20 protein-coding genes are annotated in these 21,128 nt (G+C 70.1%); 6 read left to right on the top strand and 14 right to left on the bottom strand.

The annotated features are described in order from the left end of the window. Positions 1-320: 320 nt before the first annotated feature. Positions 321-1,466 carry an acyl-CoA dehydrogenase family protein gene (locus tag ACX28W_RS14115; RefSeq protein ID WP_458999273.1) on the top strand — a complete coding sequence of 382 codons (1,146 nt, stop codon included), beginning with the start codon at positions 321-323 and terminating at the stop codon, positions 1,464-1,466. A 91-nt stretch (positions 1,467-1,557) separates the two neighbouring features. On the opposite strand, the gene ACX28W_RS14110 is transcribed toward ACX28W_RS14115, so the two are convergent. The 4 genes from ACX28W_RS14110 to ACX28W_RS14095 form a co-directional block, all read right to left on the bottom strand. Then, complete coding sequence (locus tag ACX28W_RS14110) at positions 1,558-1,887, bottom strand: rhodanese-like domain-containing protein (RefSeq protein ID WP_362068117.1); 330 nt, start codon at positions 1,885-1,887, stop codon at positions 1,558-1,560. Positions 1,888-1,915: 28 nt separating this feature from the next. After that, a complete protein-coding gene (locus ACX28W_RS14105; RefSeq protein WP_458999272.1) occupies positions 1,916-2,845 on the bottom strand; it encodes a J domain-containing protein in 930 nt (309 codons plus the stop codon). Positions 2,846-2,926: 81 nt separating this feature from the next. Next, positions 2,927-4,462, bottom strand: coding sequence for a DUF2252 domain-containing protein (locus ACX28W_RS14100; RefSeq protein WP_458999271.1), 1,536 nt, complete (start codon positions 4,460-4,462; stop codon positions 2,927-2,929). Positions 4,463-4,563: 101 nt separating this feature from the next. Next, complete coding sequence (locus ACX28W_RS14095; protein WP_458999270.1) at positions 4,564-4,950, bottom strand: winged helix-turn-helix transcriptional regulator; 387 nt, start codon at positions 4,948-4,950, stop codon at positions 4,564-4,566. A 135-nt stretch (positions 4,951-5,085) separates the two neighbouring features. Between ACX28W_RS14095 and ACX28W_RS14090 the strand changes: the two genes are divergently transcribed. After that, positions 5,086-5,739, top strand: coding sequence for an FMN-dependent NADH-azoreductase (locus ACX28W_RS14090; RefSeq protein WP_458999269.1), 654 nt, complete (start codon positions 5,086-5,088; stop codon positions 5,737-5,739). Positions 5,740-6,359: 620 nt separating this feature from the next. Here the strand turns inward: ACX28W_RS14090 and ACX28W_RS14085 are convergent. Together ACX28W_RS14085 and ACX28W_RS14080 are read right to left on the bottom strand one after the other, a co-directional pair. Beyond that, positions 6,360-7,205: an SDR family oxidoreductase gene (locus ACX28W_RS14085; protein ID WP_458999268.1), complete on the bottom strand. Its 846-nt coding sequence runs from the start codon at positions 7,203-7,205 to the stop codon at positions 6,360-6,362. A 129-nt stretch (positions 7,206-7,334) separates the two neighbouring features. Then, on the bottom strand, positions 7,335-8,381 hold the full coding sequence (locus ACX28W_RS14080; RefSeq protein ID WP_458999267.1) for a helix-turn-helix transcriptional regulator: 1,047 nt from the start codon (positions 8,379-8,381) through the stop codon (positions 7,335-7,337). Between the two features lie 170 nt (positions 8,382-8,551). Here ACX28W_RS14080 and ACX28W_RS14075 point away from each other — a divergent pair, with 170 nt between their 5' ends. Next, a complete protein-coding gene (locus ACX28W_RS14075) occupies positions 8,552-9,127 on the top strand; it encodes a TIGR03086 family metal-binding protein (RefSeq protein ID WP_458999266.1) in 576 nt (191 codons plus the stop codon). A gap of 79 nt (positions 9,128-9,206) precedes the next feature. Here ACX28W_RS14075 and ACX28W_RS14070 read toward each other — a convergent pair whose 3' ends face one another. The 5 genes from ACX28W_RS14070 to ACX28W_RS14050 form a co-directional block, all read right to left on the bottom strand. Continuing rightward, positions 9,207-10,718: an FAD-dependent oxidoreductase gene (locus tag ACX28W_RS14070; RefSeq protein ID WP_458999265.1), complete on the bottom strand. Its 1,512-nt coding sequence runs from the start codon at positions 10,716-10,718 to the stop codon at positions 9,207-9,209. Positions 10,719-10,871: 153 nt separating this feature from the next. Then, a complete protein-coding gene (locus tag ACX28W_RS14065) occupies positions 10,872-12,572 on the bottom strand; it encodes an NAD(P)/FAD-dependent oxidoreductase (protein ID WP_458999264.1) in 1,701 nt (566 codons plus the stop codon). Between the two features lie 85 nt (positions 12,573-12,657). After that, entirely contained in the window at positions 12,658-14,124 is a 1,467-nt protein-coding gene (locus ACX28W_RS14060) for an FAD-dependent monooxygenase (RefSeq protein ID WP_458999263.1), read from the bottom strand. Positions 14,125-14,334: 210 nt separating this feature from the next. Next, on the bottom strand, positions 14,335-14,730 hold the full coding sequence (locus ACX28W_RS14055) for a pyridoxamine 5'-phosphate oxidase family protein (RefSeq protein ID WP_458999262.1): 396 nt from the start codon (positions 14,728-14,730) through the stop codon (positions 14,335-14,337). 70 nt (positions 14,731-14,800) lie between these two features. Continuing rightward, on the bottom strand, positions 14,801-16,291 hold the full coding sequence (locus ACX28W_RS14050) for an MFS transporter (RefSeq protein WP_458999261.1): 1,491 nt from the start codon (positions 16,289-16,291) through the stop codon (positions 14,801-14,803). A gap of 205 nt (positions 16,292-16,496) precedes the next feature. On the opposite strand from ACX28W_RS14050, the gene ACX28W_RS14045 reads away from it, so the two are divergent. Then, positions 16,497-16,904 (top strand): winged helix-turn-helix transcriptional regulator, encoded by a 408-nt coding sequence (locus ACX28W_RS14045; RefSeq protein ID WP_458999414.1) that lies wholly within the window; start codon positions 16,497-16,499, stop codon positions 16,902-16,904. 14 nt (positions 16,905-16,918) lie between these two features. Here ACX28W_RS14045 and ACX28W_RS14040 read toward each other — a convergent pair whose 3' ends face one another. The 3 genes from ACX28W_RS14040 to ACX28W_RS14030 all read right to left on the bottom strand — a co-directional run bounded on the left by ACX28W_RS14040 (position 16,919) and on the right by ACX28W_RS14030 (position 19,337). Beyond that, positions 16,919-17,452: a flavin reductase family protein gene (locus tag ACX28W_RS14040; RefSeq protein WP_458999260.1), complete on the bottom strand. Its 534-nt coding sequence runs from the start codon at positions 17,450-17,452 to the stop codon at positions 16,919-16,921. An 86-nt stretch (positions 17,453-17,538) separates the two neighbouring features. After that, positions 17,539-18,894, bottom strand: a complete 1,356-nt coding sequence (locus tag ACX28W_RS14035; protein WP_458999259.1) for a cation:proton antiporter — start codon at positions 18,892-18,894, stop codon at positions 17,539-17,541. Continuing rightward, a complete protein-coding gene (locus ACX28W_RS14030; protein WP_458999258.1) occupies positions 18,891-19,337 on the bottom strand; it encodes a nuclear transport factor 2 family protein in 447 nt (148 codons plus the stop codon). The genes ACX28W_RS14035 and ACX28W_RS14030 overlap by 4 nt, the downstream gene beginning before the upstream one ends. Positions 19,338-19,550: 213 nt before the next feature. Here ACX28W_RS14030 and ACX28W_RS14025 point away from each other — a divergent pair, with 213 nt between their 5' ends. After that, positions 19,551-20,246 (top strand): antibiotic biosynthesis monooxygenase family protein, encoded by a 696-nt coding sequence (locus ACX28W_RS14025; RefSeq protein WP_458999257.1) that lies wholly within the window; start codon positions 19,551-19,553, stop codon positions 20,244-20,246. Between the two features lie 336 nt (positions 20,247-20,582). Next, on the top strand, positions 20,583-21,128 hold a 546-nt coding region (locus tag ACX28W_RS14020), incomplete at its 3' end, for an aromatase/cyclase (protein WP_458999256.1).

The following is a 21,128-nucleotide window of genomic DNA, read 5'->3' as shown; positions in this document are numbered from 1 at the left end:
CAGGCTCGACCGCCCGGCACAGCCCCAACGGCCACAGCGGCGCCGGCGGAAGCAGCAGCCGAAGCGGCCACAGTGCCCACAGCGCCCACAGCGGCGATCCCGAGGTTATCCACAGCGTTGGACACCTTACGGTGCCCGTCCCGTCATCGGATCAGGACGACGACCGAACGATCGATCGGCTGGAGAGGGGGCCGAGGGCGCGTTCATTTCCGTGGGGCGCGGCCGATCCGTTCCCTTCTCGTAGAACCTGTTCTATCTTGACGCTCCGTCAGATCAGGCGTCCGGCCTGGTCGGTGGGCCGGTGCGTGGGAGGACAGGCCGTGGACTTCACCTTCACCGAGGAGCAGCAGGCGGCGGTCGAGGCGGCGAGGGCGGTGTTCGGCGGCGTCGTGCCGGACGCGGTGCCCAGTCCCGCGCTCACCGCGGGCGCCGTCGCCGAGGACTTCGACCGGGCCCTGTGGGCGCGGCTCGCCGACGCGGACCTGCTGAGCCTGCTGCTCGACGCCAAGTACGGCGGGGCCGGCCTGGACGCGATCGCCCTGTGCCTGGTGCTGCGCGAGTCGGCGAAGGTGCTGGCCCGGGTCCCGTTGCTGGAGAGCAGCGCGGCGGCGGCGACCGTACAGGCCTACGGCGGCGAGCGGCTGAAGGCGGAGCTGCTCGCGCGGACGGGCCGGGGCGAAGTCGTGCTGACCGTCGCGGCGAACGGGCGGACCGGGCACGACCCCGCCGAACTCGCCGTGACCGCACGACGGGACGGTGCCGCGTGGCTGCTGGACGGGGTGCAGACGGCGGTTCCCTGGGCGCAGAACGCCGACTTCACCCTCGTACCCGCGCACACGGACGCCGACCGGACCGTCCTCGCCCTCGTCCCCCGGGTCCACGAGGGGGTCGTCCTCGGTGAGCAGATCTCCACGACCGGTGAGCGGCTCGGTGAGCTGCGCCTGGAGTCCACGCGGATCGACGCCCGGGATGTCATCGACGCGGACGGGGCGTGGGAGTGGTTGCGGGAGCTGCTGGCCACCGGGACGTGCGCGCTGGCGCTCGGGCTCGGTGAGGGGGTGCTCGGGATGACGAGTGCGTACGCCGGCCGACGGGAGCAGTTCGGGTTCCCGATCGCCACGTTCCAGGCCGTCGCCGTGCAGGCCGCCGACCGTTATATCGACCTGCGCGCGATGGAGGCGACGCTGTGGCAGGCCGCGTGGCGGATCAGTGCGGGCAGTACGGGGGGTGCGGGGGGTGCACTTCCGGTGTCCGGGGACGTGGCCGTCGCCAAGATCTGGGCGTCGGAAGGGGTACGGCGGGTCGTGCAGACCGCGCAGCATCTGCACGGGGGGTTCGGCGCCGACGTCGAGTACCCGCTGCACCGGTACCACGCCTGGGCCAAGCAGCTGGAGCTGTCGCTCGGACCGGCGGCGGCGCACGAGGAGGCGCTGGGCGATCTGCTCGCCGCCCATCCCCTGGGCTGAGCAAGCCACGCCGCCCCACGCCCGGCACCTGCACGCGCAGGGCGCGCGGGGGTAGAGCCCTCCAAGGAGCCGCCTACAGCACGCAGCACGCCTACAGCACGAAGCCGGACCCGCCCTTGTCGTCCACGACCGGGCGGCCGGTGGCAGCCCAGACCTGCATGCCGCCGTCGACGTTCACGGCGTCGATGCCCTGCTGGACCAGATACATCGCGACCTGCGCCGAACGGCCGCCCGAGCGGCAGATCACGTGGACCCTGCCGTCCTGCGGCGCCGCCTCGGTCAGCTCGCCATAGCGGGCTACGAACTCACTGATCGGGATGTGCAGCGCCCCCGCGGCGTGACCCGCCTGCCACTCGTCGTCCTCCCGGACGTCCAGCAGGAAGTCTCCGTCCGCGAGATCCCCGACCTCGACTGTGGGCACACCAGAACCAAAAGACATGCCTCTGACGCTACCCGACCATCCGGGCCAGCTCCGCCTCGCGCTCGGCGACCTGAGCCAACAGCTGTTCGGCGATCTCCTCGAGGAGCCGGTCAGGGTCGTCCGGGGCCAGCTTGAGCATCGCGCCGATGGCACCCTCTTCCAGCTCACGGGCGACGAGGGTGAGCATTTCCTTGCGCTGGGCAAGCCATTCAAGCCGGGCGTAGAGCTCCTCGCTGCGGCTCGGCTTCCACTCCTCGGGCACCGGGCCCGCGGCCCACTCCTCGGAGAGCTCCCGCAGCAGCGCCTCGTCGCCCCGGCCGTACGCGGCGTTGACCCGGGCGATGAACTCGCCGCGCCGCCTGCGCTCGTCCTCGTCCTGCGCCAGGTCGGGGTGGGCCTTGCGGGCCAGCTCGCGGTAGAGCTTGCGGGCCTCGTCGCTGGGGCGCACCCGCTGCGGGGGCCGCACGGGCTGGTCCGTCAGCATCGCCACGGCCTCCGGGAACAGGCCGTCCGAGTCCATCCAGCCGTGGAACAGCTCCTCGACCCCGGGCATCGGCATGACCCGTGCCCGCGCCTCGTCCGCCTTGCGTATGTCCTCCGGGTCCCCGGTGCGCGCGGCCAGCGCCTCGGCGATCTGCGCGTCCAGCTCGTCGAGGCGGGAGTACATCGGGCCGAGCTTCTGGTGGTGCAGCCGCGAGAAGTTCTCGACCTCGACGCGGAACGTCTCCACCGCGATCTCGAACTCGATCAGAGCCTGCTCGGCCGCCCGCACCGCCCGCTCCAGCCGCTCCTCGGGCCGCGCCGCGCCTTGAGATCCGTCACCGTCACCGGCCACGCCCTCACCGACCGTGTCCGCGGGACCCGAGGCCGAATCGGCGTCGGGCCGGGCATCCTCGGCCTCGATGTGGTCGGACTGGCTGTGCTCGGACTGACTGTGCTCGGCTTCCGGGGTCGTCACCCGCCCAGCGTAGGCCACGGCTCACGGGACACACTCAAGACCACCGGCCCGCGCCTCCCCCTGTTACCGCCTTCGTAGCGCTCAAACGCCCAATTCCGCCGCCACCCGCCCCTCCCTGACCGCCGTCACCAGTTCCGCGTGGTCCGCCTCCGTGCGGTCCGCGTAGGACACGGCGAACGAAGCGATCGCCTCGTCCAGCTCCTCGCTCTTTCCGCAGTAGCCGGCGACGAGGCGGGGGTCCGCGCTGTGGGCGTGCGCGCGGGCGAGGAGGGCGCCGGTCATCCGGGCGTAGTCGTCGACCTGGTCGGCGGCGAGGGCGGCGGGGTCGACGCTGCCCTTGCGGTTGCGGAACTGGCGCACCTGGAAGGGGCGGCCGTCGACCGTCGTCCAGCCCAGCAGAATGTCGCTGACCACCTGCATGCGCTTCTGGCCGAGGACGACGCGGCGGCCCTCGTGCGGCACATCGGGCAGGGCGTGGCCGGCCGTCGCCAGGTGCGGGAGCAGCGCCGAGGGGCGCGCCTCCTTCACCTGGAGGACGAGGGCCTCGCCGCGGTGGTCCAGGAGCAGCACGACGTACGAGCGCGTGCCGACGCTGCCCGTGCCGACGACGCGGAAGGCGACGTCGTGCACCGCGTACCGGGCGAGGAGGGGGAGACGGTCTTCCGGGAGGGTCGTCAGGTACTGCTCCAGCGAGGCCGCGACCGCTGCCGCCTCCGCGTCGGGTACCCGGCGCAGCACCGGCGAGGCGTCGACGAAACGCCGCCCGCCGCCCTCGACCGCCTCCGTCGACTTGGCGGCGAACCGCCCGCTGGTGTTGGCCCGCGCTTTCTCCGAGACCCGCTCCAGGGTGCCGAGCAGGTCGTGGGCGTCGGTGTGCGAGACGAGCGCCTCGTCCGCGATGGCGTTCCACGCGTCCAGCACCGGGAGCCTCGCGAGCAGGCGCATCGTGCGTCGGTAGGCACCGGCCGTGTCCTGGGCCGCCTTGCGGCACATGTCCTCGTCCGCCCCGGCCTCCCGGCCCGCGAGCACGAGCGAGGTGGCGAGGCGCTTGAGGTCCCACTCCCAGGGGCCGTGGACCGTCTCGTCGAAGTCGTTCAGATCGATGACGAGGCCGCCGCGCGCGTCTCCGTACAGGCCGAAGTTGGCCGCGTGGGCGTCGCCGCAGATCTGCGCGCCGATGCCGGTCATGGGGGTGCGCGCGAGGTCGTACGCCATGAGGCCGGCCGAGCCGCGCATGAAGGCGAAGGGGCTGGCCGCCATCCTGCCGATCCGTAGCGGAGTGAGCCCCGGGATCCTGCCGAGGCTGGACTCCTCGACCGCGGCCATCGCGTCCGGCCTGTCGGCGTCGAAGGTCAGCTCGGCGTGCGCCTCGCGCCGCACCCGCTCGCGCAGTGCCTTGCCGGCTTCCTTGGGGGACTGGGAGGACTCGGGGGACTGGGGGGACTTGAGGTCCTTGTCCGTGGGCGCGCCCGGCTCGGACCATCCCGCGAATCCCTGCACCGCCAGGACCCCGGAGATCCTGGGCGCCAAGGGCCCCCGAACCGCCGTACCCACAACCCCTGCACCGACCTCGGTCACGACGACCGCCTCCCCCGTGCACGCACACCGGACGAACATCAACTCGTGATGACCGTACCGCCGGTCGCTGAGACGCGTCAGACCCTGTGGACAACCCAGCCCCTGTGGACAACTGCGAGGCAAGGCCGCCTACGAGGTCGCTACTCCCGCAGGTGTCCCTGGCACGGCGGGGTCCCCGGCAGGTACTTCTCCGCCCAGGTGCCGAGCTCCTGGAGGGCGGGCTCCAGCGCGGCGCCCGCCTCCGTCAGGCCGTACGAGACCCGCAGCGGGGGGCCTTCGTCCACCTGGCGCACGACCAGTCCCGCCGCGCCGAGTTCGGTGAGGCGGTCGGAGAGCATCCGTTCACTGATGCCGGGGATCGCCCGGCGCAGGTCGGCGAAGTGGACGGGGTGCTGGAGCAGCACGGCGACGATGAGGCCGGTCCAGCGCTTTCCCAACAGTTGGAAGACCCGGGTCATGCCGTCGTCGACCTGCTGACACGGCCCTGCCTCGTGCGTCCCGCGAGTCCCCGGCTCTGGCTCTGGCATGAGTCCAGGGTACTGCGTTGCCGTGCGGGGATGAAAAAAAGTAAGTAGCTGTGTTATCTCTAGTCGAGTACGAAAACAAAGCGCTCTGGCCCAAGCCCCTCGGGCTCGGGCAGCCGTCCCCTCTTGGAGATCCTCATGGCCACCCTCCTTCACATCGACTCGTCCGTTTTCCCGGGCTCGGCCTCGGCCTCCCGCGCTGTCACGGACGCCTTCCGCAAGGCCTGGGAGGAGCAGCACCCGCAGGGCACCGTGATCTACCGCGACCTCGCCGCGGACCCGGTACCGCACATCACGGCCGACGCCCACACCGCCGGTTTCGCCCCCGCGGACGCACACACGCCGGGGCAGGCCGCCGCCTTCGCCGCGCGCGAGAAGCTGATAGCGGAACTGGAGCAGGCGGACGCGATCGTGATCGGCGCTCCGATGTACAACTTCGCGATCCCCTCGACCCTCAAGGCGTGGCTCGACAGCGTGATCCTCATGGGCCGCACCGCCATGACCGAGGACTCGAAGGTCAAGGGCACCCCGGTCACGGTCGTCGCCAGCCGCGGCGGCTCGTACGCGCCGGGCACCCCCCGCGAGCCGTACGAGTACGTCCAGAACTACCTGGAGGCCACCCTGCGCGACACCCTCGGACTGGACCTCCACTTCATCGTCCCGGAGCTCACCATGGCCCCGCACAACCCGGCGATGTCCGAGCTGGTCCCCCTCTTCGAGGCCTCCCGCGCCAAGGCCCACGACGAGGCGACCACCAAGGCCAAGGAATTCGCCGAGCGCCTCGCCGCGTAGCTCTCCGGGGGTAGGGCAGACAGGTTGAGCGTCGCTGATGAGCTGAGGTTCCCTGGGCGGTCCTGGGTTTTCCTGGATGCTGGGAAGCGGTCCGTCGTGCTGGGCGGGGTGTGGACGCCTGCCGGTGGACCGTGGGCCGTCGCCGCCGGGTGCGGTGCGGGTGCTCATCGTGTGCGGCACCTGCCGCCTGTGGCGCTGCCGGCCGCGGCGATTCGGAGGCTGCGGTATCCGCCCCGCCGGACGCTTTCCGCTCCGGTGTGGACCCGGGCGGGGCGGGACCCCGCGTCGCATTCCTGGGCACGGGGCGGATTCTCAAGGAGACCGGAATCGTGATTGCTGCTCCCACCGGCCTCGCAGTGACACGCACGCTACCGGGCGCACCACCACGCTCCTGCACCTCACAGACGCACCGTCACCGGAAAGCGCCACAAAAACCTCATCACACCATAGTGAGCACCACCCCGTGATACCCAGTCGCACCAAGGATGCACAGGCCATCAGGAGCACTGCACACGAGCCTCCTCAGGTCTGGACCTGAGGAGGCTCGACCTGTCATGGGCCGCCGGATGCCCGCTGCCGCGGGGGAACGAACACAGCGGGCATCCGGCGGCGGTCCGGGGCTACTTGAAGGCCGGAAGGCTGCGCGTCACCCAGCCGGAGAACGGCGTGGCCGGGCGGGACAGGATCTCCTCGACATGCGGGCTGACCTGCTGTTCGGCGGGGAGAGGGGCGCCGAGGATGTCCAAGGTGCCGGGGATGACGTCCTCGGGCATGAACTGGGCCATGTGCGCGTGAGCGTCCTCGCGGGTCAGTTCCACGAAGGTCACCTCTTCGCCGAGGGCCCGGGAGATCGCCTCGGCCTGGTGGCGCGGGCTCACCGCCTCGGGGCCGGTCAGCTCGTACGTACGGCCGGCGTGGCCGTCCCCGCGCAGGACCACCGCGGCGACCGCGGCGATGTCGGCCGGGTCGACGACCGGCAGCGCCACGTCACCGAACGGGGCGAAGACCGTGCGGTCGGCGCGGACCGACTCGGCCCAGGCGAAGGCGTTGGAGGCGAATCCGCCGGCGCGCAGGATCGTGAACGGCAGTCCTGATCCGCGTACGGCGTCCTCGAACTCGCGCAGCCGGCCGTGCGAGGCGGAGTCGGGGCGGGTGGCATTGATCTGCGAGGAGAGCAGGACGACCCGCTTGACCCCGGCGGCCTTCGCCGCGTCCAGCAGTTCGGTCGCGGCCTCGCCGTAGCCGAGCAGTTCGCCGGCCAGCAGGATGAAGAAGGCGTCGGCGCCTTCGAGGACCGGCCGCATGCTCTCGGCGCTGCCGAGGTCGGCCTGGGCATGGCGGACACCCTCCGCCGGGGTGGCGGGCAGCGGGCGCCGCGAGACCGCCACGACCTGCTCGCCCGCCTCGGCGAGCGCCTCGATCAGCGGCCGTCCGACATTTCCGGTGGCTCCCGTGACGACAATCATGAACAGCTCCCTAATCGGTAACCAGTAGTCATTGATCAGTACTCATTGATCCGTAGACGCAGACGTAGACATTGAGTCGGGACATTGAGTCGGGACATTGAGTCGGGACATTGAGTCGGCGAACGGCCCTCAGTGGTGGGCGGCCATGACTGGGACGCTAGCATCCTCCGTATAGTAGGTACCTAGAGGAAAGTGACTATCGCTTCGGCGGGCGTCACGACGGGCACCGTCCGGAGCGCCGTAGACCGCTGTCAGCGATTCGCCCAGACGTACGAGCGACTCCCGCGCCTCCGGCGGATCGAGTACCTCGACACGGCCGCCGAGGCCCGCCAGCTGCGCGGCGAGTACCTGCACGGACGGGCCGTCGGCCGTGAACTCGACCCGCCCGTCGGACTGGACCTCTCCCGCGCGGAGCCGGCCGCCGAGCAGCTGCCGCAGCACCGGCAGGGCGTCGCGGTCGGCCCGGGCCCGTACGGTCGCCGCGGACAGCTTCTGTTCCACCTCGGCCGACAACTCTCGCCAGGCCGCTGCGAGTTCAAAGCCTTCGGGACGCCGTACGGGCTCACCGGTCGGTGTCACGGAGGTGACGCGGCCGATCCGGAAGGTGCGCAGCCCCTCCTCGGTGCCGGCCACCAGGTACCAGCGGCCGGCCTTGGAGACCAGCCCGAGCGGGTGCACGGTCCGCTCACCGGGCGCCCGGTCGGGGTGCGCGTACCCGAGGCGGACCCGCTCGCCGTCCAGCACCGCCCGTTCCAGGGCGTGTTGGTGGGGGCCGCTGCTCCCCGCCGCCGTACGCGACCAGTCGACCCCGTCGATGAGGATGGCCTTGGACGCCGCCTCGGCGTGCGGTCGCATCGGTGCGGGCACGGCCCGCATCAACTTGCGTAACGCCGCCCGCAGTTCCGGCGAGGCCGACAGCGGGCCCGCGGCCAGGAACAGTGCCCCGACCTCGCGCGAGGTGAAGCCGGTCAGATCGGTGCGGGCTCCACCGACCAGACTCCAGCCGCCGCCCCGGCCGCGCTGCGAGTAGACGGGGACACCGGCGGTGGTGAGGGCCTCCAGGTCGCGGCGCGCGGTGCGCTCGGAGACCTCCAGCTCCTGGGCCACCTCGCGCACGGTCACCCGCCCGCGCGCCTGGAGCAGCAGCAGGGTCGCCACCAGACGATCAGCCTTCACAACGCCCCACCCCCCGTCCCCGCTCTCCCCTTAGCCCTCCCCTTAGCCCTCCCCTTCACCTTTGACACATTTTCAGCCAGTACGTCATTTTTAGGCAATGTTGATGTGGTCCCCCTAATAGGCCACAAGATGACCTGTTTGACGTCGACGATGAACACATGACTCAAGACATGACTCAAGTCGACCCCCGCGGAGGCCTGTTCAAGGCCGTTGACCTCACCGGACGTACGCTCGCCGCACTGCGCCCCGAGCAGTACGACACCATCACCCCGTGTCCCGACTACTCGGTCCGCGACATGGCCAACCACGTGGTGTCGGTGCTGCGCCGGGTCGCCGTCATGGGCGCCGGCGGCTCCTTCATGAGCGTTCCGCACTTCGCCGAGGACGTCGCCGACGGCGACTGGGCCAAGGCGTGGGCGACGGCGACGAAGGAGTTCGACGCCGTCTGGTCGGACCCGGCGGTGCTGGGGCGCCAGATCGGCCTGCCCTGGGGGCCGGTTCCGGGCGTGGTCGCCTCGGTGATCTACACCAATGAGTTCGTGCTGCACGCCTGGGACCTCGCCAAGGCCACCGGTCAGACCCCCGAGTGGGACCCGGAGATGCTGGCGGCGCCGCTGGCCAACATGCACCGGGCCGTGCCCGCGGAACCCCGCGGCGGCCAGGTGCCCTTCGGCCCGGTGGTGGAGGTGCACGAGGACGCTCCTGACATCGACAAGCTGGTCGGTTGGTACGGCCGTCGTCCCTGACGGGCGACGGAGTGGGCGGGCCACCGGACACCGGTCCGGCGGCCCTTCCGCGTTGCGAGAGGCTCACGCTGACAGACCGTCAGGCGCTGATGCCCTGGGCGAACTTGAAGTACCTACGGGGGTCGTACTTGGCCTTGACGACCGCCAGTCGTGCGTAGTTCTCGGCGTAGTACGACTGTCGCCAGTCCGTCAGCTCCGCGTCCATCCAGTTTTGGTACGTCTCGCCGTTCGACAGCGGGTCGATGGTGTCGAACCCGTTGTCCACCCAGGTCGTGGCGACGGCCTGGGCGGCGGCCGTGGACTGCGCCGGGTCGTTGATGAGGACCCGGTAGTTGACGGAAAAGAGCGAGTCGCGGTGCACATACGCCGTGTCCGTGCGGGCCAGGTCGTTGGCCGCGCCGCCGAAGAAGTGGAAGTCGAGGTAGCGGGACTGCCCGGCCCTGCGGTCGGCGTCGAAGGCCGTCAGTACGTCCGCCCAGTCGCTCTGCGCGTACGGCTCGGAGCCCATCCGGGTCCGCTCCAGACCGAAGGCCGGCCGGGTGAGCACACCGCTCGGGGACTTTCCGGAGCGCTGGCACTGGTCCTGGCTCAGCGTGGCGCAGCCGAAGATCATCATCATGACCTGCTGGTACGTCATCACCGCGTCCTGGCGGGCCGTCACCGCGCCCGTCAGCGACAGCAGCCGCGCCGCCTCCGAGGCCAGTTCGGCCGGGGTGCCCCGGGAGGCGAGGAAGACGTTGAGCGCGGGGACCGTGCCGGGCGCGGCGTCGGGCTGGACGAGGTACGCGCCGCCGCCGATGGTGCGGGGGGCGTCCACCAGCCACTGGCCGACGCCGTGCAGCACGTCGGCCGCGCGGTCGTACGGGAAGATCAGGTTGCTGATGGCCATCTGGTCGCCCTCGTGCGGGGTGACCGAGAAGCGGGTGACGACGCCGAAGTTGCCGCCACCGCCGCCGCGGATCGCCCAGAACAGGTCGCTGTAGCTGGTCGGCGAGGCGGTCACCACGCGGCCGTCGGCGAGGACCACCTCGGCCGAGGTGACCGCGTCACAGGCCATGCCCATCGGGCGGGTCAGGAAGCCGAAGCCGCCGCCCTGGAGGAAACCGCCGGCCGACACGGTGGGGCAGCCGCCCTCGCTGACCACCAGGCCGTGCGGGGCGAGGGCGTTGAGTATCTCGACGTTCTTGGCGCCGGGGCCGATGTCGACGGTGCCGTTGCCGACGGTGATCGCATTCAGTCGCGAGACGTCGATGATCAGGCCGGGCGTGGTCGAGTAGCCCGCGTAGCTGTGGCCGCCGCTGCGGACGGCGGACGGCAGGCCGTAGTCCTGGGCGAAGCGCAGGGAGAGGGAGACGTCGGAGGAGCTGACGCAGTACGCGACGGCCCGCGGGTTGACCGAGTCGAACTGGGCGAGTTCCAGCTGCTTGGCCACGGCGTAGGCGGAGTCGGACGGTAGCACCAACTGCCCCTGGAGCTTGCCCGCGAGCGTGCTCCAGGGGGCGCTGGTGCCCGCGGCGACGGGGGTGTGGGGCAGGACGGCCAGGCCGGCGGCGGCGGTTCCCGCACCGATTAATGCTCTACGAGTGATCACGGATGTCCCAAGGGTTCTAGGAAACGGTGGATAGCGGAACAAAGGGAGGAGGGGGTAAGGGGTAAGGGGGCGGCGCCGGACCCACGGGGGGAGGGTGGGCCCGGCGCCGGATCCGGGAGGGGGGACTTCCGGAGTCGGGAGGTGGCGGCGAGGTCAGGACACCTTGCGGCCGCGCACGCCCTGCTTGACGACTCCGGCCAGCATCGAACGGCCGAGGTCGCGCATCTCCTTGGGGCCGGACGTGCTCGCCCACCACATGAACTTCATCATCGTGGGGGTGGTGGCCCGGAAGAACCGGAGGTCCTCGGGGCCCTTCCAGCCGAACGGCGTGTTGACGGACTCGCAGTCGCGGATCGCCTCGAAGACGATGTCCGCGGCCTTGTCACCGTCGATCTCGCCCGCTTCGTACCGCTCGCAGGTCTCGGCGGTGATGTCGAACAGGACCTTGAAGGCGTGGCTGTCCGGCCACCACAGGCCCGTGTACGGCGCCTTCTCCATCTCGCGGAAGTGCCGGTCGTCACCGTCGAGCTGGAAGTTCTGGCGGGCCATGATCTGGCGCATGGTGGCCGGGGTGGTGAAGCACGCCCACACCCGGAACACCGCGTTCCACAGCCGGAAGTGGCTGAAGGCGATGTACGAGCTGTTGACGATCTTGTCGTTGTACTCCAGCAGCCCCTGCTCCAGGCGCTCGACGTACTCGAAGCGCTCCTCGGTGAAGTCGTCCTCCCGCAGGGCGTCCAGGACCCGGTAGGCGAGGGCGTCGACGACCTCGAAGGTGTTGGACAGACCGCGCGAGTACAGCGGGTCGATGAAGCCGGCCGCGTGCGACATCAGGCACCAGCGGGCGCCGATGGTGCGCTTGGAGGAGTACTGGAGACGGTCGGTGGAGACCCACTCGCGGATCCGCTTGGCACCCTCGAACTGGCGCTTCACGGCCGGGTACTTGTCGAGGTAGTGGTTGAACTCCTGCTCCGGCGTCATGTCCTTCGGCTTGGGGTACAGCCGCTCGTCGAAGGTCAGACCGACGCTGCACGCCGGGTTCTTGGAGTCCTTGTAGTTGTCGAACGGGATGATCCAGAACCAGCCGCGTTCGATGAGGTGGTGCAGGGTGCCGCCGTGGAAGGGCGACTCGGCCGGCGGGCGCAGCGCCTCCGGGTAGTTGCACACGTCGTCGTACGGCTTGATGCCGACGTAGTGCGTGAACAGCGAGCGGGCGTGGTGCTTGTGCCGCGGCGGGTTCTCGCGCAGGTCGAACTTCTGTGCCAGCGGGGAGCGGAAGCCGCTCGCGTCGATGAGGTACTTGGCGCGGAACACCTCGCCGTTCTTCCCCGTGACCGTGACACCGTCGTCGTCGACGTCGAGGTCGGTGGCGAACCAGTTCTGGCGGAGCGTGCAGCCGTACTTGGCGGCGACGTTCAGGTAGTGCGAGTCCGTGTCCTGGCGGAAGAGGTGCACCGCCTCGGTGAGCATCTTCGGGATGACGAACATCGTCGCCTCGCGCGGGTCCGGCTCCCGGTTCGGCCGGTGCGTGACGAAGCCGAAGCTCTGCTTGCGGCCGTGGCTGGGGCCGATGTGCTCGGTGACCGCCTTCACGTCCAGCATGTGCTTGATCTCGGGAACGTCGTAGCGCACGGCCAGAATGTGCAGCCATTCGACGAGCTGCGGGTTCTGGGACTCACCGACGGCGAACCGGGGGTGCTGGCCCGCGTCGATGAGTACCACGTCGGCGCCCTGGCGGGCCAGGATCGCTCCCATGATCGAGCCCGCGAGGCCCGAACCCAGAATGGCTACGTCGCATTCGATCCAGTCGGCGGCCTTGTCGGCCTTCTTCGCTTCCTCAGCCTTGGTGGGCAAGACCGCACTCCTTTTTTTCAGACGCTTTCTCGGACGGGATTTCTCGGACAGGTCGGATGGGTGGGGCGCGTTCTGGAAAAGCGAGTCAGTGCTGGGCCTCGCCGAACCACTGTCCGAGCGCCTCGGTCAGTCCCTCGACGGAGCCGTCGGCGCTCGCCCAGGCGACATAGCCGTCGGGGCGGACCAGCAGGTCGGAGGCCGGGGCGTTCGCGTCCGCGCGGCCCGCGGTGACGATGTCGACGCGGTCCGCCCAGCCGGCCGCGGCCTCGCGCAGTGCGGCGCTGTCGTGCAGGTCCAGCAGGACCGGACGGCCCGCGTGCAGCAGTTCGTACGTGGTGGTCTTCTCGTCGCCGACCAGCAGCTCCTGGTCGGGCAGCCGGCGGCCGAGCAGCGGGTGGTCGCCGGTGGCGCCGTAGGTGATGTCGAGGCCGGTGACCAGGCCGACGAGGTGACGTCGTACGTCCTCGATCTGGACGAGTTCGGCGAACAGGTCGCGCAGCGGCTGCGCCTCGGGGCCGCCGAGGTACAGGGTGCGCTGGACGAGGGTGTTGTAGACGATGCGGGCGCCGACCGGGTGGCGCTCGGAGTGGTACGTGTCGAGCAGGCCCTCCGGGGCGTGCCCCTTGACCGTGGCGGCGAGCTTCCAGCCGAGGTTGACCACGTCGCCCACGCCGGCGCTGATGCCCTGGGCACCGATCGGCAGGTGGATGTGCGCGGCGTCGCCCGCGAGGAAGACACGGCCCTTGCGGTACTCGGCGGCCTGGCGGCTGGCGTCGGTGAAGTAGCTGGTCCACAGCGACTTGGCGCCGCTGATGTCCTCGCCGGTCACCCGCTGGAAGGCGGCGGCCACCTCCTCGAAGGTGGGCGGCTCCTGGGTGGGGCGGACGCCGGCGCCGCGCTCGAAGACCACCACGCGGGTGGCCCCGGGGCCGAGCGGCAGGACGACGACCATGCCGGCCTCGCCGACCTCGCCGGTGGGGCGCAGCCGCAGCTGGATGCCGACGACGTCCGTCATCTTCATCTCGATGGTGGCGCTGACGCCGGGGAAGTCGATCCCGGCCAGGTGACGGACGGTGCTGCGGGCGCCGTCGCAGCCGACGACGTAGGCGGCACGCAGGGTCTCGAGGCCCTCGGGGCCGGCGACCTCGACCTGAACGCCGCTGTCGTCCTGCGACAGGCCGATGACCTCGTGGCCCCGGCGGATGTCGGCGCCCAGGCCCGTGGCCCACTTGGTGATGATGGCCTCGGTGCGCGACTGCGGAACGCCGCGGACACCGAAGTTACCGCCCTCGACAATGCGGTAGTCGATGGGAAGTCCACCGAAATGGCCGCCGGGTATGGTTTCCAGCTGACCGAATTCCTCGAGAAGTCCGCGCTGGCCGAATTCCTCGATCGTGCGGGCCGAGAATCCCAGGGCGCGGGACTGCTGCATCGGCTGTTCCAGCCGGTCGAGCACGATGACCGAGAGACCCGAGAGGCGGAGTTCCCCTGCGAGCATGAGCCCCGAGGGTCCTGCACCGGCAACGATCACATCGGCGTTGAAAGCGTCCATATTCCCTCTCCCGCTGGTGTTTTCTCCAGTATTCCGAGGGCTCCCGCGAAGCTGAATGGCCGCCGATACAGGACTCTGACAAGTTCGTCAGAGGCCCGGCAGCTACCGGGCGGTACTAGGACCTGTCCGGGGCGGCCAGTACAGCGGGAGCATGCGAGAGGGTGCCGGAAGCGTCTTCCGGCACCCTCTGGCTTTTCTTGGTACGAGAGCTCAGTACAGGCCCATCACCCGGTCCACCGCGATCTCGATGACCGCCAGGCCGGGCGGCTGCGGCGGCTGGGACCAGTACCGCTTGGCGTAGCGGCGCATCCCCTCCACCACCCGGGGCGGGTCGGTGGAGACGGTCGCCGGGCCCTCCAGGGTGATCCAGCGCGGTCCCACCAGTTGGCACACGGAGGCGCGAGCGCCTGTCACGGCCAGCAGATTGCGGGACTTGCGGCGGTGCACCGTGGTCATCACCCGGGCCAGGCCCGCCTCACCGTCCCAGGTGAACCGTACGGGCGCGACATGCGGCGTGCCGTCCGGGCGCAGGGTGGTCAGGGTGCACAGGGCGTTCTCGGCGAGGAATTCCTCGGCCGCCGCGGACAGGGGCAGGTGCTTGGACATGGCCGGGTCCGTCCTTCTATAACCGTGTGTCGTCTATGAGCGTGTGTCGTCCATGACCGTGTGTCGTCCGTCAGGCGTGCGCGGGGACGGCCGCGGACTGCTCGGAGGACTTGGTCAGCGGCAGCAGCACCAGGGTCACCAGTAAGGCGGCCGCGGCGAAGCCGGCGCCCACGAGGAACGCGTCGTGGAAGACGGTCGTACGGGCTTCGTTGACCAGGGCGGGATCGCCGCCCGCCTTCTCCGTCAGCTCGGCGACCCGGCGGAAGGCGTAGGTCGCCGCGACCGCGAGGCCGAGCGCGCCGCCGACTTCCTGGGCGGTGTTGATGAGACCGGCGGCCAGACCCGACTCGCGCTCCTCGATCCCGGCGAACGCGGACACCTGGAGCGGGACGAAGGACATACCGAGGCCGAGGCCCATCAGGGAGAAGGCCGGCAGCACGTCGATCAGGTACGACGCGTCGGACGGGGCGCGCCACAGCAGCATCATGCCGGTCGCGGCGAGCGAGAGACCGACCAGCAGGACGGGCTTGGCGGCGACCTTGGTGACGATCTGGGAGGCGACACCCGCGCCGACGGCGGTGAGCACGGCCAGCGGCACGTACGCGAAGCCGGTCTTGACGGCGGAGTAGTCCAGGACCTGCTGCATGAAGAGGCTGGCGAAGAAGAACAGCGTGACGCAGGTGCCGAGCAGCAGGACGGCGATGACGTTGGCGGCGCGCAGTGAGGGGCGACGGAAGATGCCGAGCGGCATCAGCGGCTCCTTGGCGCGGCGCTCGATCAGGACGAAGGAGACGAGCAGCACCGCGGAGAGCGCGAAGCCGCCGTAGACCCGGTCCATCGGAACGTCGGAGTCGGAGACGGTCTGGCCGAGGGTGAAGATCAGCAGGATCAGGCCGGCCGTGAGGACGACGGCACCCGCGATGTCGAAGGACTTGCTGCGCTCGGCGGAGCGGCTCTCGCCGACGATCATCGGGGCGATCAGGGCGCCGATGACGCCGATCGGAACGTTGATGAAGAAGATCCAGCGCCAGCCGGGTCCATCCGTGAGCAGACCGCCGAGGGTGACACCGGCGACGGCGGCGAGACCGCTGAGCGCGCCCCAGGCACCGAGCGCCTTGTTGCGGGCCGCGCCCTCTTCGAAGTTGTTGGTCAGCAGGCTCAGCGCGGCGGTGGCGATGAACGCGGCACCGAGGCCCTGGGCACCGCGGGAGCCGATCAGCATCGCGGCGTTCTGGGCGACCCCGGCGACCAGGGAGGCACCGGCGAACAGGAGCAGGCCGGTCTGGAGCATCCGGCGGCGGCCGAGGGTGTCGGCGAGCCGGCCGGTCAGCAGCAGGAAGCCGCCGAGGATCATGCCGTAGGTGGTGACGACGTACTGCAGGGACGTGGTGGAGATGTTGAGCTCGTCCTCGATGGTCGGCAGGGCGACGTTCACGATCGACACGTCGAGGAAGGTCATGAAGCCGGCCAGGCAGAGGAAGGCCAGGATGAGTCCGGGGCGGCGGACCGGCCCCGGCTCGCCCGCCGCGGCGGGGCTGTGGGTGGACTCTTGGATGGACATGTCACTCCCTAGGAGCATGAGGATCTCGGACGGGGACGTGCAGGGAGGTACTGGTATCGCTGGCTTCTCGGAAGCTAGCATCCTGAGTAAAGTAGGTACCTAGAGGAAAGTGACTTCCCGGAAGGTGATGATCTGAATGAAGAGCACCGCGGGCGGCGGCAGCCCTACGGCCGCGACGACCGACAGTCCGACCGGCACCCTGGTCATGACCAGCCCCGAAGCCGCGCACGCGGCAGGCGCCGGCTCCCGGCAGGCGTGCCCGATCGCCCCGGTCCTCGACATCGTCTTCAGTCGCTGGACCACGCCGATCCTGTGGACGCTCCACGCCTTCGGCACCCAGCGCTTCGTGGAGCTGCACCGCAACATCGGCACCATCACGCCGAAGGTGCTGACCCAGCGGCTGCGCCAGCTGGAGCGCGACGGACTGGTGATCCGCACGTACTACCCGGAGGTGCCGCCCCGGGTGGAGTACCAGATCAGCGAGCTGGGCAGCAGCCTGGCCCCGCTGTTCGCCTCGCTCTTCGACTGGTCGACCGGCCACCTGCCGCTGGTGGAGCAGGCACGACAGGAGTTCGACGCGGCGGAGGAGCAGGCTGCCGCCCGGAACCGGTAACGGTCGTCGCGACATCAGCGGCGCGGCAGAACCGGGTCGTCGCCGAGCTCTCGCATGGCGCCCTGGAAGAAGATCAACGGCTCCTCCTCGGCGGGCGCGCCGAGTCCGACGACCTCGCCGAGCAGGATGGTGTGGTCTCCGCCGTCGTACTCGGTGACCAGTCGGCACTCCAGGTGCGCCAGCGCCTCGCTGAGCACCGGCAGGTCAAGGGCGGCCCTGTGGTGCGGCACCTCGTCGATCCGGGCGGTCCGCCGGCCGGCGAACGCCCAGGCGATGGGCTCCTGTCGCTGGGTCAGGAAGTTGACGACGAAGCCGCCGGACTCCTGGACCACCGGCAGCAGCCGGGAGTTGTCGTGCAGGCAGATGAGCACCAGCGCCGGCTCCAGGGAGACCGAGGTGAAGGAGTTCACCGTGGCGCCCGTGGCGTTCTCGCCGCTGCCCGAGGTGATGACCGTGACACCGGTGGCGAAGTGCCCGCACACGGTGCGCAGCGCACGGCCGTCGACCGGACCGAGCTGCTCGGGAATGGCTTGCGAAACGGGGATCACGACAGCCCTCTCGTTCTCGGGTACGGGGGTACGGGGTTGCGGACGTACGGGGTTACGGACGTACGGGGTTACGCGGGGGTTCTTGATCAGGTGCGCGGCCGGATGAAGTCCGCGTCGGGTTCCGAGGCGTGCGGCGGCGCCGATGCCGCGACCCCCTCGGTCGGCTCGGTCGGCTCGGGCACGTCGGCCGGCTCCGGGCGGCGCCGGGAGAGCAGTGGACCCGCCATCGCCGTGGTGACGAGGGCCATGATCACGAGCATCGTGAACATGCGTCCGTCGAGCACGCCCAGGGTGACGGCGGCATTGAGGATGATGAGTTCGGTCAGGCCCCGGGTGTTCATCAGCAGCCCCAGGTCCTTCGCCTCCCGCCAGGAGAATCCGGCCAGCCGTGCCGGGACGATCGCGCCGACCAGCTTGCCGGTGCAGGCCACGGCGATGATCGCGGCGAGCGCGACGAAGTCGCCCGAGGTGAGCGCGCCGAGGTCCACGCCGAGCCCGGTGACGATGAAGAAGACCGGGAGCAGCACGACGCTGACGTTGTCCATGGGCTTGCGCAGGTGCTCCGCCAGGACCATGGCGGGCTCACGGGGCATCACGAACCCGAACAGGAACGCCCCGAAGATGGCGTGGATGCCGATCCAGGTGGTCAGCCAGGCCGAGGTGAGCGCGCCCGCGCAGAGCACCGCGAGCAGTGCGGACCAGCGCTCGGTCGCGGCCCAGCGCCACACCAGACGGGCCACCAACGGCCGTACGACCAGGAACATCCCGGCCACGTAAGCCACGCTGTACAGCCCGATGTCGGCGAGGTCGGAGTAGTCGCCGTTCGCCGTGACCAGGGCCGAGACATACGCCAGCAGGCACCAGGCGAGCAGGTCGTCGATAGCGGCGCTGGCCAGCGAGAGCGAGCCGGCCCGGGTGTCCAGGAGCTTGTTCTCGGTGAGGATGCGGGCCAGCACCGGAAAGGCGGTCACCGACATCGCGGTGCCCATGAAGGTGGCGAACGCGACGAAGGAGATGTGGTGCCCGGCCACGGTGGAGTGCTCGTCGTAGAGGAACGGTGCCAGGGCCACACCCAGGCCGAAGGCCACCGCGATCGACGAGAGGGAGACGCCCGCCGCGAGCCGGGCGTGCGGCCTGATCAGCCGCTTCTCGAACTCCCAGCCGACCACGAACATGAACAGGATCAGCCCGACCTGGGACACCGCGGACAGCAGCGGCCGCACGTCGGCGGGGAAGATGTGCTCGGTCAGGTTCCCTGGCAGCAGGCCGAGCACGCTGGGACCGAGCAGGATGCCCGCGGTGATCTCACCGACCACGATCGGCTGGCGCAACTTCTGGGCGAGCCGGCCGAGCGCGGCGCCGACCACGAGCACCAGGCCGATGTCGACAAGCATGATCGCGAGTTTCATGTCCTGGGCGTTGGCCGCCGCAAGAGTCGTCATTGAGGCTCCCGGGGTCGGGGCGGGGTACCGCGGGTCCACAGCACGCGGAAGGTCAGGGAGGAGAGCCGCCAGCCCTCGGCGGCGCGGCAGGCCTCGCCGGTCGCCAGGGTGCCGACCTGGAACAGGGGCTCGTCCGCCGCACCGGGGTGGTGGACGTGCGTCGAGACGAGGTTCGCGCGCAGTACGGCCCGCTCGCCGGAGTCGTCGAGGTCGACGACCGCGGGTGAGCCCAGGTGCTGGGTGGCGGCGAAGGCCGCCAACGCGTCACGGTGGTATCCGGCGAGTCCGTCGAGGCCCTCGTGCCGGCTCATGGGGAACTCGACCAGGGCGTCCTTCGTGAAGAGGCCCCGCGCCCACACGTCGTCGAGTTCGTCGTCGTCGAGACCGATGAGGTAACGGTCCAGGAGAGTGGATATCTCTGATACTTCCGGGCCTGGATGCATTACCCGAGCATGGCGCCCCTGCCAATCGGCAACCAAGGCCGCTTTTCATATCCCTGACGAAGTTGAGGAAGATCTGACACCGCCCTCAAACAATTGACAAAAGAGTCAATTTCCCTGAACAGCAGGGCCTTTCACATGGGCGGATCTCCTTGCCATGCTGCATTCGTACCTCCATTCGCACCTCCCCTTTCCTCGAACGGAAGAGACGAGAGAATGCCGAAGATCGCAGCCGATGGTCAGCACCTGACCGTTCTCAACCTGTTCTCGACCGACGCCGCCGAGAAGCAGGTCAAGCTGCTCGCCGCGATGCGCGAGATCGTCGACACGGCGGCCTACGAGGGCTGGATATCCAGCACGGTCCACGCCGGACAGGACAAGCCGGGAACGGCCAACTTCATTCAGTGGCGCAGCACCGAGGACCTCGAGAGCCGTTACGCCGGTGAGGAGTTCAAGCACCGCACCCTCCCGCTCTTCGGCGAGATCACCACCTCGATCCGGCTGCTCCAGAACGAGATCGCGTTCACGCAGCAGAAGCCGGAGCTCGACGGCGTCACGGAGATCTCCCCGGACCGCGACGACTACACGTCCATCGAGCTGTTCGGTGTACTGCCGGAGGGCCAGGAGGACCTGATCGACGCCCTGGGCGAGTCCCAGACGTGGCTGGTCGACGTCCCCGGCTACCGCACCCACACGGTGCTGCGCGGCCTGCGCGCCCGCGGCCTCGAGGGCAAGTTCGTCGTCGTCTACTCCCAGTGGGACAGCAAGGAGGCGTACGACGCCTTCCGCGCCGTGCCGCAGGGGGAGCGTTCCCCGGAGCGCCAAAAGGTCGACGCCCGCGTCGCCGCGCTGCAGACCTGGCAGGACGAGAACACCTACCGCGTGGTGCACACCCGCGCCGCGGGCGAGTGAGCCACCCGGCGGCGGGCCGTCCGGTCGGGCGGCAGACGGCCCGCCGCCGGGTCTGAACCACGGCTCGGCATCGCACGCCGGCCGCTGTTTCACGTGAAACACCGCCCACCAGCCCCCCACGCACGGCCGCACCACGCAGGGCCGCACCACGTACAGCAGCACCACACACAGCAGCACCACGCACGGCAGATCGCGCACGGACGCGGACGCACGGGCGCGTTCCCACCCCCACTGGCTGGCCGCTGTCGGGAATCCCCCACCCGGCAGCGGCTTTTCTGTCCGTCACCGTTCCCGTCCCGTCCCAGCGCACCACACCAGGACGAGGAGAGAGCACGCATGGAACACCCGGGCATGCGCCAAGTCGCGCACGAAATCAACGTCGCGGTCCCGGCGGACACGGTCCACCGGTTGATCGCCGAGGTGGGGAACTGGCCACGGATCTTCCCCTCGGTCATCCACGTCGAGTACGAGGAGGCCCCCCAGGGCGAGGAGCGGCTGCGGATCTGGGACACGGTGGCCGGTGAGCCGCGCTGCCGTCCGTTGCGCCGGATCGTCGAGCCCGCCGCACTGCGGATCAACTTCCAGCACCTGGTCACCGAGGCACCCGTCGCCGGGCTCGGCGGCGCCTGGCTCGTCGAGCCGCTCGGGGAGAACTCCTCCCGGGTGCGGCTGCTGCACGAGTTCCGGGCCGAGGGCGACGACTCCGGGGCGCTGGACCGGATCGGCACGGAGGTCGACCGGAACGCCCTGGCCGAGCTCGCGGCGCTGAAGGAGAACGCCGAACGCGAATACGCCGACTCCGAGTTGACGTTCTCCTTCGAGGACACCGTCTACATCGACGGCGCGGCGAAGGACGTGTACGCCTTCATCAACGAGGCGAAC

Source organism: Streptomyces sp. SD15 (assembly GCF_054462255.1).
This window is presented reverse-complemented; position numbering and strand designations above follow the sequence as displayed.